The sequence below is a fragment of the Providencia sp. PROV_01 genome (assembly GCF_053098325.1).
In genome coordinates this window covers 832,890-847,835 of record NZ_JBRFKD010000002.1, presented here as the reverse complement: position 1 = coordinate 847,835, position 14,946 = coordinate 832,890, and the positions used below count along the sequence as shown (strand labels likewise).

Sequence of the window (14,946 nt, the reverse complement as noted above, 5' to 3'; positions counted from 1 at the left end):
TAAGTGATGGTAATAATAATGTTTAAGCTAACGACACCCTGTGACATATAAATTTCCCAAATGGAATTATAACCAACCTATCAGTGGTCAATACAAATTGTCAAACTTAGTTGAATTATGGGCATAAATAAAAGGCCTGAATAAAATTCAGGCCTTTTATTTCACTAATTAATGTTTACCATTTTTATGATGATTAAGTGTTTCTTCTTTTAAATCAAGTTCATCACGTAAACGGTGATACACCCTTTCATTGATATTTTTACTTTTACGCATTTGATATAACGCGTCCCGTTTTGCTTTTAATGCTGACTTGGACATCTCGCGTTCCATATCAATCATCTTATGTAAATCATACACATCTGACTCAGTTTCATCTGAGTTATCGAGTCGTCTACCATAAATTTCTAACAATTGTGCCCCAACCTCAGTACGCATGGCAATTTCATCCATATCATCCGATGGGTGGTTCATCAATTCACGTAAATGTGCCATTGCGGCTTCATTTAAGGCTAAACGCGCTCGAATTTCGTCATTATCATAAGGTAAGTCTTGTACCAGTCCTTTAGTTAAAATAGGCAGTGCAATACTGGCAATCAGTAATGAACATAAAATCACCCCCATTGCTAAGAAAATAGCCACGTCACGATTCGGAAATAATGAACCATCTGGCATCAATAAAGGTAATGTTAAAATACCCGCTAACGTAATCGCTCCACGCACTCCCGCTGTCGCCATCACTGCCATCATACGAATATGCATAACATCGGCTTCTTTACCACGACGGCGTTTATGGAAGACCGTTAGAGTCATCGAGATCCACACCCAGCTAAACCGTAAAACCGCCAAGGCCACAGTAATGATTGCCACATAAACAAATAGCATCCAAGGATGGCTTGCACCCGCGGCCTCTGCTACAGCAGGCATATTTGTCCACATACCGGGTAACTGCTCGCCTAACAAGATGAAAATCATCCCGTTCAACGCAGTTTGTACAGTATCCCACACCGCTTTACTTTGCATACGTGTTGCGGCTTGCATACGCCCTGCAATTTTTTCATAGTGCATGGCAATACCGGCAACCACTGCGGCTAAAATACCGGAAACATGTAAATGTTCAGCTAATAAGTAAGCCGTAAATGGCATCAATAAACTGATCATAATTTGAATAGCAGGTTCTTCCCCAGTGCGCTTAACTAGCAATTGGTTTAACCAGCCAATTGCCCAAGCCACCAGCAAACCAATTAAAATTCCGCCAAAAGCCACTAATACAAACTGCCCCGCCGCTGAAGCAAGGGAAAATGTGCCTGTTAGCGCAGCGACCACCGCAAAACTGAAACACACCAGACCCGTTGCATCATTCAGCAATGACTCCCCTTCTAGAATATGCGCCATTCGCGATGGTAATGGGGAATTGACGGTCATTGCAGACACCGAAACAGGGTCTGTTGGCGACAAAATAGCAGCCAAGGCAAAAGCAACAGCTAAAGAAATGGCCGGAATTAACCAATGTATAAAGAACCCCATACCAATAACCGTAACCACCACTAAACCTATGGCTAACGACATGATTGGTTTAATTTCTTGAAATAAGGCTTCTTTAGGAATACGCCAGCCATCAAGAAACAATAAAGGTGGAATAAATAAAAACAGAAATAAATGAGGTTCAAATTCAACCGTAAAACCGTATAAAGACAAGCCAGCCCCCAGTGCTATCTGTATTAGGGGTAATGGAATAATATCTTTGAGCAGTCGTGAAACAAAAACGCTCACAACAACGGCTAATAAAAAAACGAGTACAAGTGTCACTACTGACATTGATTGCTCCATATTTAGCTAATCATTAATTACCAGTTATGCAGTAAATAGATAAATTGAATCAATGTAAAGTGGCAATTAATCATCTGATACAAAAACAATAAATTTAAGAAATAGCCTATCTATCATTAAGTTACAAAAATACTATCTACTTGAGTTGTCAATAAAAAATTTATTTATCAATTTGGTAAATAACGATTAAAACTCCATCTCAACAATAAGTTATGCCTTACCGTTAAAAATAGAATTAAACCATCATTACTTAATGATATATCTAGATAAATAGCCACGTTAAACAATGGCCATCCAAATAATGAAAAGTGCGGGTTTTAATAAAAGAGCTTATGGACGTTCTAAAATACGGGCACCAGGACCTTTCCGACCAAGGACATCATCAGGGTTACGCAGTGGGCAATCACTTAATGATAAGCAGCCGCAACCAATACAGTTATCCAATTCATTACGTAAACGCGTCAGTTGCCGAATACGCTTATCTAAAGATTTACGCCATTGTGTCGACATCTCCTGCCATTGTTCTGAAGTTAGCGCACTATTTGCAGGAAAACGCCCTAATGCCTCTTGAATTTCATGTAATGGGATCCCTGTACTTTGTGCGACTTTAATAATGGCAATATAACGCAGTACAACAGAGTGAAATCGTCGCTGATTCCCTTGAGTTCGAGTACTTTGAATGAGTCCCTTTGATTCATAAAAATGGACTGTAGAAACAGGTACTCCCGAGCGTTTTGCCACTTCGCCCACCGTTAGTGCCCGCGTAAAATCAATTTTTTTTCCCTCGCTTTTCTGAGGTTTTATCGTTTTTGTGTCTTTGTCCGCCATTTTATCTCACCTTTGCTTGACCTCAACTTAACTTAAGGTTTTATAGTGCCACCCTGCTAGTTTGTCAATTGAGGTTACTTTTTAAAAGGGGATAGGTTTATGCCATCGGTGATTACCAAAATGTTAGAAAGCAATAGCTTATGGATTATTGCTCGCTTACTCATCTTGGTTTTATTTATTTCATCTGGTTTAGCCAAAGTTTTTGATTATGAAAATAGTCTGGCCGAAATGCGTGCCGCGGGTCTTCACCCAGATTGGTTTTTCAACATTGCTTCTGCTGCTGTCATGTTAATTGGCTCAGTTCTTGTGCTATTTAACCGTCTTTTATGGCTTGGAACTGGGGCGCTAGCCGTGTTTTTGTTCCTCACAATTGTGGTTGTCCACACCTTTTGGAGCTATACGGGGGAACAAGCTCAAATTGCAATGTTTTGGGCAATTGAGCATATCGCTGTTATTGGGGGCTTAATTGCTATCGCCATTGCAGGGCATTTTCGAGGTCTTTATTTCGCGTTAAAAGCGCAGAAATAGAAGGAAAATTTAATGAATAAAAAAACAATAATGACACTTTGTTCCGTTTTAATCGCTGTTGGGGCGGGTAGCGCGATTTATTCGACCTATGCCCAAAACGAGGAAGACGAACAAGCAGCTTACCAATATCCACCAGTAAAAGTGGCATTGGCTCCTGTTAGCTTAGATACTGCGCCTCGTACCTTTTACGGTGTGGGTGAGTTAGAAGCTGGCAGCCAAGTGTTGGTCGCGGCAGAAACCAATGGTCGTATTACGAAAATTGCATTTGAATCTGGCCAGCAAGTCAAAAAAGGCCAATTATTAGTGCAGCTCAATGATGCCGTTGAACAAGCGGATTTATCACGTTACCAAGCACAGTTGCGCAATGCGGCTCGCTTATACGAAAGAACCCGTTCATTATCTGCGCAACATTTAGTGGCAGAGGCTCAAGTAGATAGCACTCGTGCTGAACGTGATATTGCCCAAGGCCTAATCCGTCAAACCCAAGCATTAATTGCACAAAAAACGATCCGAGCGCCATTCGACGGAACGATAGGTATTCGCCAAGTCCATGAAGGACAATATTTAAACCCCGGCGAAGCCATTGCCAGCTTGGTGGATACCCAAACCTTAAAGCTCAATTTCTCTTTAGATGAACAAGCCTCACCGGAACTGCATCAAGGCCAAATTGTTGATATTACAGTTGATGCTTATCCCAATAAAACATTTCCAGCCCGTATTACTGCCATTGACCCACTCATTGGAAAATCACGCACTATCGCCCTGCAAGCCACACTGGAAAATAGTGATGGCACCCTAAAAGCAGGAATGTACGCCAACGTGAATGTGGTACGCCAAGCCAGTAATGAAGTCATTACGATCCCAGAAACCGCAGTCACTTATACCGCCTATGGCGATACTGTGTTTATTACGCAAGGTGAAGGCGATGCGATGACCGTTAAGCGAGTGTCCGTAAAAACGGGACAACGTTGGGATGGCAAAATTGAAATAGAACACGGCTTAAGTGCTAACGATAAAGTCGTCACGTCTGGGCAATTACGCTTAAACGACGGCTCTGCAGTCACCCCTGTTGCCCAAGATACATTGTCTGAACCCGTCGCTAACACAGCTCAAGGTTCATAAGGAAGGCGTAATGAAATTTACTGATATTTTTGTTCGCCGACCTGTTCTGGCTCTCGTAGTCAGTGCTTTGATTGTGTTAATTGGTTTATTTGCGCTGAGTAAGCTGCCTATTCGCCAATATCCACAACTTGAAAGCTCGACGATCACCATTACCACGCAATACCCTGGCGCATCAGCTAAATTGATGCAAGGCTTTGTGACACAACCCATCGCACAAGCGGTTTCCTCTGTAGAAGGTGTCGACTATTTGTCTTCTTCTTCTGTGCAAGGAAGCAGCCTTGTCACTGTACGAATGGAACTTAACCGAGACTCCACTCAAGCCCTTGCACAAGTAATGGCGAAGGTGAACCAAGTTCGTTATAAATTACCGAAAGAAGCTTATGACCCTGTGATTGAGCTTTCCTCTGGGGAATCCACTGCGGTTGCTTATATCGGTTTTTCCAGTACCAATCTATCCATTCCTGCCCTGACAGATTATATCTCACGCGTCATTGAGCCAATGTATTCCTCAATTGACGGCGTCGCCAAAGTTCAAGTTTTTGGTGGGCAACAGTTGGCGATGCGTTTATGGCTTGATGCCGATAAATTAGCCGGCCGAGGTCTAACCGCTGCCGATGTTGCGCAAGCGGTTCGCCAAAACAACTACCAGGCGGCTCCCGGTAAAGTCAAAGGCGAGTTCGTTATTTCTAATGTTTATGTTAATACCGACCTCACTAATGTCGATGAGTTTCGTGATTTAGTGATCCGCAACGACGGCAATGGATTAGTACGTTTAAAAGATGTGGGAACCATTGAGCTAGGAGCCGCTTCCACAGAAACCAGTGGTTTAATGAATGGTGAGCCTGCGATTTACCTTGGTTTGTTTGCCACACCAACCGGTAACCCACTGGTAATCGTTGACGGTATGAATCAATTGATGCCTGACATCACCAAAACATTGCCGCCCGGTGTCAAAGTGGAAATGGCATTTGAAACTTCGCGCTTTATTAAAGCGTCTATTGACCAAGTTATTAGCACATTAATTGAAGCACTATTGATTGTTATCGTTGTTATTTACCTGTGTTTAGGTTCAATTCGCAGCGTAATCATCCCAATTTTAGCTATTCCGCTATCAATGTTAGGTGCAGCCGCACTGATGATGGCATTTGGGTTTAGTATTAACTTACTGACATTACTCGCCATGGTATTAGCGATTGGTCTGGTTGTCGATGATGCTATCGTGGTCGTCGAAAACGTCCATCGCCATATTGAAGAAGGGAAATCACCGGTTTTAGCGGCTTTAATTGGAGCTCGTGAAGTAGCAGGACCCGTTATCGCAATGACAATCACCTTGGCTGCAGTCTATGCGCCAATAGGGCTAATGTCAGGTTTAACAGGAGCTTTATTTAAAGAGTTCGCACTCACCTTGGCCGGTGCAGTTATTGTTTCCGGTATTGTGGCATTAACCCTTTCCCCTGTGATGAGCTCTTTTATGTTGAACTCAAAACAAAATGAAGGGCGTATGGCGCGTATGGCAGAAACCTTCTTTTCTACCTTAGCCCATTACTATACCATTGTATTGAATTTCTCTTTGAAAAACCGTTGGTTAACAGGTGTTATTGCCATTGGTGTCTTTATTAGCTTACCACTGCTTTATCAATCTGCCCCTCGTGAATTAGCCCCTGTGGAAGACCAATCCAGCGTATTAACGGCAATCAAATCTCCTCAACACGCTAACCTCGAGTATGTAGAACGCTTTTCGCGTAAGTTACATGATGTTTTCATGGAATTACCGGAAACGGAAAGTACTTGGATTATTAACGGAACCGATGGCCCTTCCGCCAGCTTTGGGGGAACTAACTTGACGTCATGGGAACAGCGTGACCGCGCCGCATCTGAGATCCAAGGGGACTTACAAGGGCGTGTCGGTGATGTTGAGGGGAACAGTATTTTTGTTTTCCAATTACCCGCTTTACCAGGTTCAACGGGGGGCTTACCAATCCAAATGGTTCTCAGAAGCCCGCAGGATTATTCGGTACTCTACAAAACCATGGAAGAGATCAAGCAACAAGCACGTGAAAGCGGTCTATTTATGGTGGTAGATAGTGACCTTGACTACAACAACCCAGTGGTAGAAGTCCGTATTAACCGTTCAAAAGCGAATAGCTTAGGCATTCGCATGCAAGATATCGGCGAATCACTGACCTTATTAGTGGGTGAAAACTATATTAACCGCTTTGGGATGGATGGCCGCTCCTATGATGTGATCCCTCAAAGTATTCGTAGCCAACGCTTAACACCGGAAGCCCTTTCACGCCATTATGTGAAATCAGAAACAGGAACGATGATCCCACTGTCAACGGTGGTCGATATCAATACCCAAGTTGAACCAAATAAACTCACGCAATTTAATCAGCAGAATGCGGCAATTTTCCAAGCAATACCCGCCCCGGGTGTCACGTTAGGCCAAGCCGTTGCCTATTTAGATGATATTGCCAATGAACTACCCGCCGGTTTTAGCCATGACTGGCAATCCGATTCGCGCCAATATAAACAAGAAGGTAACACCCTCGCCTTTGCCTTTATGGCGGCGCTCATCATTATTTACTTAGTCTTAGCGGCACAATATGAAAGTTTAGTCGACCCATTGATTATCTTGATTACTGTTCCACTTTCAATTTGTGGTGCGTTGATTCCATTGGCACTTGGCTATGCGACATTGAATATTTACACCCAAATCGGCTTAGTCACATTAATTGGCTTAATCAGTAAACACGGAATATTGATGGTTGAGTTTGCCAATGAATTACAAGCCAATGAAGGACTAGATAGACGACATGCCATTCTCAAAGCAGCACAAATTCGTTTACGCCCAATATTAATGACAACTGCGGCAATGGTGATTGGTTTAGTTCCGCTGCTATTCGCCACTGGAGCAGGAGCGAATAGTCGCTTTGGCTTAGGCTTAGTGATAGTCACCGGTATGTTAGTTGGCACATTGTTTACCCTGTTTGTTTTACCGACCATTTATACCTTACTAGTCCGTAATCACAGTGCAACCGCACTAACCCCAAGGCGCTATGAGCTTGCCGAAGCGAATCGCCTAATCAAAGAAACTGAGGAGACGTCCCAATGAGAAATACGTTAGCTAGCCGTCATCAACGTAACAACCGTACAGTCAACGAAGTGGAAGTGAATACGATGAGCAATAGCATGGCAATGCTATTAATTTATCATGGTCTCCCCGCAGGTCCGGAAAAAAACCATGCCACCTCGTTCCCGAATACATTAGGTAAGCCTACGCGCTAATGTAAATAGCCGCCAAACCATTTAGGTTTGGCGGCTATTATCAAACAACATGACAAAGTACTCTATTAGCCTTCGTAAAAAGCTAAAACAAGATTACCTTCCCGAATAATAATTGGATTGCCGGGTAATGCATCCAATAATTCACGCTGAGAACTTTCTACGACCACCGCCACATCTTTATAATGGTAGTTTTTTAATAAGTCAGGTAGCTGTTTTAAGCTATAAAACCGATTAGCGGCATCTGGGTATTTGAGCCCGTAGCCTAATTCCCCAGTTTGGTGAAGCATTGTAATATCACTACGTTTAAGTACCCATGCCAATGCGGTACCGAGCCCTACATTATTGGTTAACAATACAGATTTATCAGCTAATTGGTGATGATATTTCGCAATCACCTCTTGCGGAGTATTATTACTGGCAATACGAGATGGGATCACATGCCCTACCGTTAAGCTAATTGCCACCGTACACACTGCGGCTAAATACCAAAACCGTTGCTTGAAAGAGACCAAGGCAACCAATAACCAAAAAATAAAGGCTCCCGCAGCTAACCATAATTTTTCACTTTCATCGGCCTGAAACACATTCAGTTTAGGGTAATAAGCAGAAACAATAATTCCCCCAGCAATAGCGCCACCAATTAGTGTGTTAATCAATGCATTCAAGCGAATAGGCAGTGTTTTTCTCTCAGTGAGAATTTTTTCAATGTAGGCCGCCATAAGAATGGCAATAGGTGCAATACAAGGCAAAATGTAGGTCAGTAATTTTCCTTTAGTGATACTGAAAAACACAAATGGCGCAATAAACCACATCAGAAAATAAATATGTAACCCTTTTTGCTGCCATGCGTGGCGTAGTACGCCAAAAAGGTACCCCAGCCAAGGTAATACCGCAGCGAGTAAAATAGGGATATAAAACCAAAATGGGGACTTATTTTGTGCATTATTCGCCATAAAACGTTGAATATGCTCAACCCAGAAGAAATAGTTCCAGAAATCAGGCTCACGGCTGGCAATCACAAAAGCCCAAGGTAAGCACACGACAAAAGCAGTAAATAGCGAAACAAAAGAGAAAACAAACACTTCTTTGAATTGCTTAAAGTAGATGGCAGTTACTGAACACACCAGTAAAGGCAGCACTAAAACAAGAAAGCCTTTTGTTAATACGCCTAACCCACAGGCTACCCCCATCATCATGAAGGCGAATAATTTATGAGAGAAGTATTTTGTCGTTAACCCCCATTGAAAAAAGAAAATCACCATAGTGATAAATGCTGTCACGATGGGGTCAAGAATATTGTAGGTGCCGATGGTAAAGACCATCAACATTGAAAGATAAATAAACACCGCGTTGAAAGCGAGACGTGAGTTTTTCCAAGCCATTTTGGCACTGAGATACACAAATAGCCCACTGACTAATGTACTAAATACTACGCCAAGGCGAACCGAAATGTTATTTTCACCAAATAACATTTGGAAAATAGCCCCTACCCAATAACCAAAAATAGGCTTCTCAAAATAACGAATATCTAAAAGTTCAGGAACGCTCCAGTTATAACTAATAATTAATTCCCGACTAATTTCTGCATACCGCAGCTCATCCGGTTGCCACAATAACCTACCGTTTAATGGTAAAAAATAGGTTACTAGGACAAAACCGAATAACAGGCACCATTTAAGGTAGGCAACTTTATTGTTTGCCATAATCATCTCATCTCAACCATTCTTGTTATTAATATTTAATAATTTTATTTAGTTCATTTGAAAAACACTTTCTTTTTATTTAGCTATTATCGTTATGGCAATTAAACCTCATTTAAACAAATCGAACGTTAGTTGGTAGAAAGGTCACTGTATATAAACAATCAATAAATGAATACTACAATTCATATACAAAAAGAGATAAGAATCAAATAATAAGACTGAGTGTTTAAAGAATAGTTCAGTATTTAAAAATAAGGTGAAAATTTAATTCGTTCTTAATATTAGTCATTAATACAAAAAAGTGTACGGCAGTTTATAAACAAAAACCGGTCAGGGTATTCACCATAACCGGTTATTATTCATACCAAGTAAAGCTATTTGGCCGCAGATAACGCTTGTTCAAGGTCGGCTAAAATATCATCGATATGTTCTATGCCAATTGATAAACGAATCATATCTCTGGAAACCCCGGCTCGTGCTAATTCTGCGTCATTGAGCTGGCGATGCGTCGTTGATGCAGGGTGGCAAGCTAGTGATTTAGCATCACCAATATTCACCAACCGCACAATCAGTTTCAAGGCATCAATAAAGCGAGCTCCTGCTTCTTGGCCACCTTTAATACCAAACGACATAATACTGGCAGGTTTACCGTTCATATATTTCTGTGCTAAATGATGTTCAGGGTTGCTCGGTAGCCCTGCATATTTCACCCATTCCACTTGAGGGTGATTTTCGAGGTAATTCGCAACTTTTAGTGCATTTTCAGTATGTCTATCCATTCTTAACGTGAGAGTTTCTAACCCTTGTAGAATTAAAAACGCATTAAATGGTGACAATGCAGCACCCGTTCCGCGCAGTGGGGCAACACGGCAACGCGCAATAAAGGCAGCGGCGCCAAAATGTTCAGTATAGCTTACACCATGATAAGCCACGTCAGGCTCTATCAATAATGAAAAACGGTCTGGATACTCTGCCCATGGGAATTTACCTGAATCAATAACCATTCCACCCAGTGATGTACCATGGCCGCCAATATACTTAGTCAATGAATGAACCACGATATCCGCCCCATGTTCAAATGGGCGACATAAATATGGGGTCGCTACGGTATTATCGACAATCAAAGGCACACCATGGCGATGTGCAACTTCAGCGAGTGCAGCAATATCCACAATAAAACCCGCTGGGTTTGAAATTGACTCACAGAATACGGCTCGAGTCTTGTTATCAATAAGCGCTTCAAGCGCTGCTAAATCATCGTGCTCTGCAAAACGGGTTTCAATTCCTAAGCGTGGCAAAGCGTGGGCAAGTAAATTGTATGTTCCGCCATATAATTTTGCCACGGAAACAATGTTGTCCCCAGCTTGTGCGACTGTTTGAATCGCATAAGTAATTGCCGCCATTCCAGAAGCAACCGCCAACCCTGCAACCCCACCTTCAAGGGCAGCAACACGTTGCTCTAGAACATCATTCGTTGGGTTCATAATTCGCGTGTAAATATTACCCGCGACTTTTAAATCGAAGAGGTCAGCACCGTGCTGAGTGTCATCAAAAGCATAAGAAGTCGTTTGGTAAATCGGTACGGCAACAGACTTGGTTGTAGGATCAGGAGAGTAACCCGCGTGAATCGATAATGTTTCTAATTTCATTCGTTATCCTTGTTACGACACACTGGAAAAAATGCAATTGCCAGAGGAGGTTCATAATTATGTTGTTATGATTCTGTGATAACTCTAGATATTACCTAAGACGTCATATCGAGCAACTAATTGAACTTGAAATTATTTCACATAGATAGATACGACAATGGTGATTATCACCCTTTCAGCTTAAAAATTAGTTATATCAATGTCTATCCTTATAACCTATTTCGTATTGATATAAAAAAAGCCACAACCCATACAGGTCATGGCTTTGTTTCTTATATAACTTTATTTATAACTACAAGAAAGCGCCATAAATAACAGAAGTAATAGATGCTAACCCACAAATAAAGGTGAAAACTTGTGCAGGTTTTGACGTGCTAAATTTCTTCATCGCAGGAACAATATTCATCGACACAACAGGCAGAATAAACAGAATAGCGGCAATCATTGGCGCCCCCATCGTTTCAATCATGCCTAAAATACTTGGGTTACGAATAGTCACAATCCACGTTGTAATCACAATAAACAGCATGGATGCCATTTCAATTTTCTTTACAGAAAAAGAAGAACGAGACTTAATTAACCCAACTAAACCTTCGTGAGCCCCTAAGAAGTGGCCAAAGTAACTCGATACAATCGCAGCAAAGGCAACAATCGGCCCTAAATAAGACAAGATTGGCGATGGATTGATATTTGCGATATGTGATAACACACTGATATTTTGTTCTTTAGCAACAGCAAGTTCAGCTGGGCTTAATGATAGCACCACAGAGAAAACAAAAAACATCACAAAGCCAGTCAGCATTAATGCGGCCCCGCCAGTGATCATATCTGTTTTCACAATAGCATTATTGCCGAATTGTTGGCGCTGGTCTTTGGTGAATTGGCTGATGATTGGGCTATGGTTAAATGAAAATACGATAAGGGGGATCGCCATCCAAACAACCACTGGCATTGAACTCCAGTCTGGTGCCACCTCTAGCATTGACATATTCCATTCAGGAATTAAATACAATGATAAAGCTAATAAAATGAAGACCAAAGGGTAAACCATTAGAGACGTGAGCTTTAACATCAGGTCACGACCAAATACCACCCCAGCAGTCATTGCAGCAATCAGCACGCCAGACAATAACCATCGTGGTAGTGGATCTATACCTAGTTGATTGACAAGAAACGAATCAACCGTATTTGTAATACCCACACCGTAAATCAATACGATAGGGTAAATAGCAAAAAAATAGGCAAAGGTAATAATATTTGCGCCTATTTTACCAAAATGCTCTTCGACCGTGTCGGTAATATCCGCATTTGGATTTTTTGAAGATAAAACAAAGCGAGCTAACCCTTTATGGGCCAGCCAAATCATTGGAGTGGCAATTATTGCCAATACTACTAATGGCCAAAACCCCCCGGCACCGGCTTTAATTGGCAGGAATAGAACACCTGCGCCAACAGCGGTTCCAAATAAAGAAAGTACCCAAGTAAAATCCTTATAGGTCCACTTACTGGCAGGTTTATCTACTGCGACTACTGCTTTTTCAATTGTGCTCATCTTGTGTTCTTCATCATTAACGTTATTAAAATAAGATGTGCAGATTTTGCATTAAATGAGCAGCAGTACCTAATTTAATTACGCTATTTTTTTCAACTTTTTGGTGTAGATCTCGTTAATAACGTAAAAAAACAAATGCCACGTAATTATTCTGTAAATAAATAATTTCGCAATTAATTAAAAGAGTAAATTTTAGATATAAAGTATTTAATTTTTAATTCGAGAAAGGGCTGAATGATTCATTCAGCCCTTTTTTTATCTGAGAAACTGAAGTTTTACAGATAGACAGGCACTAATATTTCTGTCGCAATCACGACCACAACCAATCCAACTAAAACTGGGATTGACGTTCTTTTCACCACTTCGAACGGAGAGATTTTAGCCATACCAGACACGGCCACGACAACCCCTGATACAGGCGATAAAGTCCGACCTAAGTTAGAAGCTTGCAGCATTGGGATCACTAAGTAAGCCGGATTGACCCCCATTTGTTTTGCTAAGTGAGGTATTAGCTCAACGAATGCATAGAATGGTGCATTACCCGACCCCGTTGTCATCGCGGCTAACATCGTGATCACCACCAGTGCGATCATCATCACTATAGCGCCTGAACCGAATGATTGAGCAAGGTCAATTAGCCCTTTAATAAAGCCAATGGTGCTTAAACCTTGTGCAAACACCCCTGCTGCCACTAATAACATCACGACCGTTGCAAATGCTTCTGCCATGCCTTTATAACAAACTTCTAAGCCACTATAGACGTGTTTAGCGCTGAAACTGCGAATAAATTCAATGACTGCTGCCAAAATAATACAGCCAACAATAATAGTAACAATATGCAATTCAGGCGCCCATTTGCCATCAAACACTAAAACACCAATAATCGGTGTGAAAGGTAAAATAGCGTAGAAAGCAGGTGCATGAGTTTTAATTTCATTAACATCTAACATTTCAGTTGTGACATTTTCTTTTCTGTCGAGATAACGCTGCCAGAAAAAGTGGGCGATTGACATGGCCACAATTGCCGCGATAGAAATCGGTAAAGTTGTTTTAAATGCAAAGTCGATTAATGGCATTTCGGCTGCTTTTGCCGCTAAGATAACATCACCAGACGTTGGCGCTAAAATAATTGCCGCTGGTGACGCACAGATTGCCGCAGCTGCACCACGACTGATCCCGACATTCACCATGACAGGGAATAGCGTCGCCATCAGTAATACCCCAAGGCCAGTTGCAGAGGAAACGGCTAGCGACATCAAACATGCCACAATATAAGCAGCAACCATCAACAAATAAGGTGAATTGATCATTTTTAATGGTTTAGATGCGATTTTCACTACGACATCATTCGCCCCAATATGAGTCATATAAGATGCAAACCCACATAGCACCATGATCATCATCCCAAGGTCGCCACCACGGCTCATTAATAGGAATTTTATGTATTCCAAAATATCTGTTACACGCCACCCCGTCGTCGGAACAGAACCTGGTAAAATACTTTTTCCCATAATAGCGGTAATGATCAGAAGTAAAATACCCCCGGTCATTAACACTCCCGTTGCGGAATATCCTTTTATGATATAACGCCCAACTCCAATGGCGACAATAACGCCGATTAAGAGCTCAATCATTTATTTCTCCTGCCTGTCTTATTTTGTAATTATAAAAAAATTACTCTGCCTAATTATTAAGCAAAATTCACTGACAATGATCATGTCAGCAGATGATTTTTAATATAGAAATGCGTTAAAACACAAGAGAAATAAATAAAAAATCTATTTTAGCTACCCATTTACAGCTGATAGCCCCAAATATTAATAAAGAATAGGAAAATCAGCTTTGTTTAGCTATGCAATGTTTTTCACATTAAAGAGGAAAATTGATTAACTAAATAACTCATAAATCATATCACCAAAAAAACCGCGATATTGCAGATAACGAATTTGCTTACTTTTTTCTTTAAAATCTTTAGGAATACTATCCCCAAACTTCTTACTGCGCACCCATGCAGCCTTTTCAAACCAATCTACATCTAAAGTAGCAAAATGCTTTTCCACAATCGTTTCAGGAAAACCTTTCTGCCGCATTTCTTGTTTTATCCGCAATGGGCCGTATCCCTTGCGCAGATAACCTTGCATTAATAGCCCTGCAACACGGTCATCATCAAGAAAATGTTGCTCACTTAACCGCTCAAGCACCAATTCAATTAAAGGCTCGTCAATAATGCCTTCATTTTTTTCATACATACGCCGTTTCATACGGGCAAATAGCTCAGCTTTACCGTAATCACGGCGGGAAAGCATAAATAAGGCATATTGGTAAAGCTCGGATTCATTCATGGCGTTAAACTTTCATCATTAAATTGGGCGCATTGCGCGCCCAGTCTAACATAAACCTTTGTACTCTACGTTGCATGTAGGCGACAAACGAAGACAAACCGATGAGC

Annotated in this window: 11 protein-coding genes; 4 read left to right on the top strand and 7 right to left on the bottom strand. The window is 41.4% G+C overall.

Features of this window, described 5'->3' with window-relative positions; all coding sequences use genetic code 11:
- Positions 1–168 precede the first annotated feature (168 nt).
- Both ACU696_RS04560 and soxR read right to left on the bottom strand, forming a co-directional pair.
- Positions 169–1,815, bottom strand: a complete 1,647-nt coding sequence (locus tag ACU696_RS04560) for a Na+/H+ antiporter (protein ID WP_004915075.1) — start codon at positions 1,813–1,815, stop codon at positions 169–171.
- 342 nt (positions 1,816–2,157) lie between these two features.
- Positions 2,158–2,655 (bottom strand): redox-sensitive transcriptional activator SoxR, encoded by a 498-nt coding sequence (gene soxR, locus ACU696_RS04555; RefSeq protein ID WP_109912609.1) that lies wholly within the window; start codon positions 2,653–2,655, stop codon positions 2,158–2,160.
- 99 nt (positions 2,656–2,754) lie between these two features.
- Here soxR and ACU696_RS04550 point away from each other — a divergent pair, with 99 nt between their 5' ends.
- The 4 genes from ACU696_RS04550 to ACU696_RS04535 are packed head-to-tail and all read left to right on the top strand — an operon-like array spanning position 2,755 to position 7,593.
- Complete coding sequence (locus ACU696_RS04550) at positions 2,755–3,183, top strand: DoxX family protein (RefSeq protein WP_109912610.1); 429 nt, start codon at positions 2,755–2,757, stop codon at positions 3,181–3,183.
- Positions 3,184–3,195: 12 nt separating this feature from the next.
- Positions 3,196–4,305, top strand: coding sequence for an efflux RND transporter periplasmic adaptor subunit (locus ACU696_RS04545; RefSeq protein WP_109912611.1), 1,110 nt, complete (start codon positions 3,196–3,198; stop codon positions 4,303–4,305).
- Positions 4,306–4,315: 10 nt separating this feature from the next.
- Complete coding sequence (locus ACU696_RS04540) at positions 4,316–7,420, top strand: MexW/MexI family multidrug efflux RND transporter permease subunit (RefSeq protein WP_447343042.1); 3,105 nt, start codon at positions 4,316–4,318, stop codon at positions 7,418–7,420.
- Positions 7,417–7,593: a hypothetical protein gene (locus tag ACU696_RS04535; RefSeq protein WP_181937090.1), complete on the top strand. Its 177-nt coding sequence runs from the start codon at positions 7,417–7,419 to the stop codon at positions 7,591–7,593. The genes ACU696_RS04540 and ACU696_RS04535 overlap by 4 nt, the downstream gene beginning before the upstream one ends.
- Positions 7,594–7,658: 65 nt before the next feature.
- Here ACU696_RS04535 and arnT read toward each other — a convergent pair whose 3' ends face one another.
- The 5 genes from arnT to ACU696_RS04510 all read right to left on the bottom strand — a co-directional run bounded on the left by arnT (position 7,659) and on the right by ACU696_RS04510 (position 14,839).
- Complete coding sequence (gene arnT / locus ACU696_RS04530) at positions 7,659–9,302, bottom strand: lipid IV(A) 4-amino-4-deoxy-L-arabinosyltransferase (RefSeq protein ID WP_209102645.1); 1,644 nt, start codon at positions 9,300–9,302, stop codon at positions 7,659–7,661.
- Between the two features lie 368 nt (positions 9,303–9,670).
- Positions 9,671–10,945: a bifunctional O-acetylhomoserine aminocarboxypropyltransferase/cysteine synthase gene (locus ACU696_RS04525; RefSeq protein WP_209102637.1), complete on the bottom strand. Its 1,275-nt coding sequence runs from the start codon at positions 10,943–10,945 to the stop codon at positions 9,671–9,673.
- A gap of 292 nt (positions 10,946–11,237) precedes the next feature.
- Positions 11,238–12,497, bottom strand: a complete 1,260-nt coding sequence (locus ACU696_RS04520; RefSeq protein WP_004915136.1) for an aromatic amino acid transport family protein — start codon at positions 12,495–12,497, stop codon at positions 11,238–11,240.
- A gap of 275 nt (positions 12,498–12,772) precedes the next feature.
- Positions 12,773–14,131: an anaerobic C4-dicarboxylate transporter DcuC gene (dcuC, locus tag ACU696_RS04515; protein WP_004915139.1), complete on the bottom strand. Its 1,359-nt coding sequence runs from the start codon at positions 14,129–14,131 to the stop codon at positions 12,773–12,775.
- A 252-nt stretch (positions 14,132–14,383) separates the two neighbouring features.
- Positions 14,384–14,839, bottom strand: coding sequence for a regulatory protein RecX (locus tag ACU696_RS04510; RefSeq protein WP_004915141.1), 456 nt, complete (start codon positions 14,837–14,839; stop codon positions 14,384–14,386).
- Positions 14,840–14,946 lie beyond the last annotated feature (107 nt).

Excerpts from the sequence above, each read along its gene's own strand:
- ACU696_RS04510 (WP_004915141.1), bottom strand. The coding sequence starts at position 14,839 with ATGAATGAATCCGAGCTTTACCAATATGCCTTATTTATGCTTTCCCGC.
- dcuC (WP_004915139.1), bottom strand. The coding sequence starts at position 14,131 with ATGATTGAGCTCTTAATCGGCGTTATTGTCGCCATTGGAGTTGGGCGT.
- arnT (WP_209102645.1), bottom strand. The coding sequence starts at position 9,302 with ATGATTATGGCAAACAATAAAGTTGCCTACCTTAAATGGTGCCTGTTA.
- ACU696_RS04560 (WP_004915075.1), bottom strand. The coding sequence starts at position 1,815 with ATGTCAGTAGTGACACTTGTACTCGTTTTTTTATTAGCCGTTGTTGTG.
- soxR (WP_109912609.1), bottom strand. The coding sequence starts at position 2,655 with ATGGCGGACAAAGACACAAAAACGATAAAACCTCAGAAAAGCGAGGGA.
- ACU696_RS04545 (WP_109912611.1), top strand. The coding sequence starts at position 3,196 with ATGAATAAAAAAACAATAATGACACTTTGTTCCGTTTTAATCGCTGTT.
- ACU696_RS04550 (WP_109912610.1), top strand. The coding sequence starts at position 2,755 with ATGCCATCGGTGATTACCAAAATGTTAGAAAGCAATAGCTTATGGATT.
- ACU696_RS04540 (WP_447343042.1), top strand. The coding sequence starts at position 4,316 with ATGAAATTTACTGATATTTTTGTTCGCCGACCTGTTCTGGCTCTCGTA.
- ACU696_RS04535 (WP_181937090.1), top strand. The coding sequence starts at position 7,417 with ATGAGAAATACGTTAGCTAGCCGTCATCAACGTAACAACCGTACAGTC.
- ACU696_RS04520 (WP_004915136.1), bottom strand. The coding sequence starts at position 12,497 with ATGAGCACAATTGAAAAAGCAGTAGTCGCAGTAGATAAACCTGCCAGT.
- ACU696_RS04525 (WP_209102637.1), bottom strand. The coding sequence starts at position 10,945 with ATGAAATTAGAAACATTATCGATTCACGCGGGTTACTCTCCTGATCCT.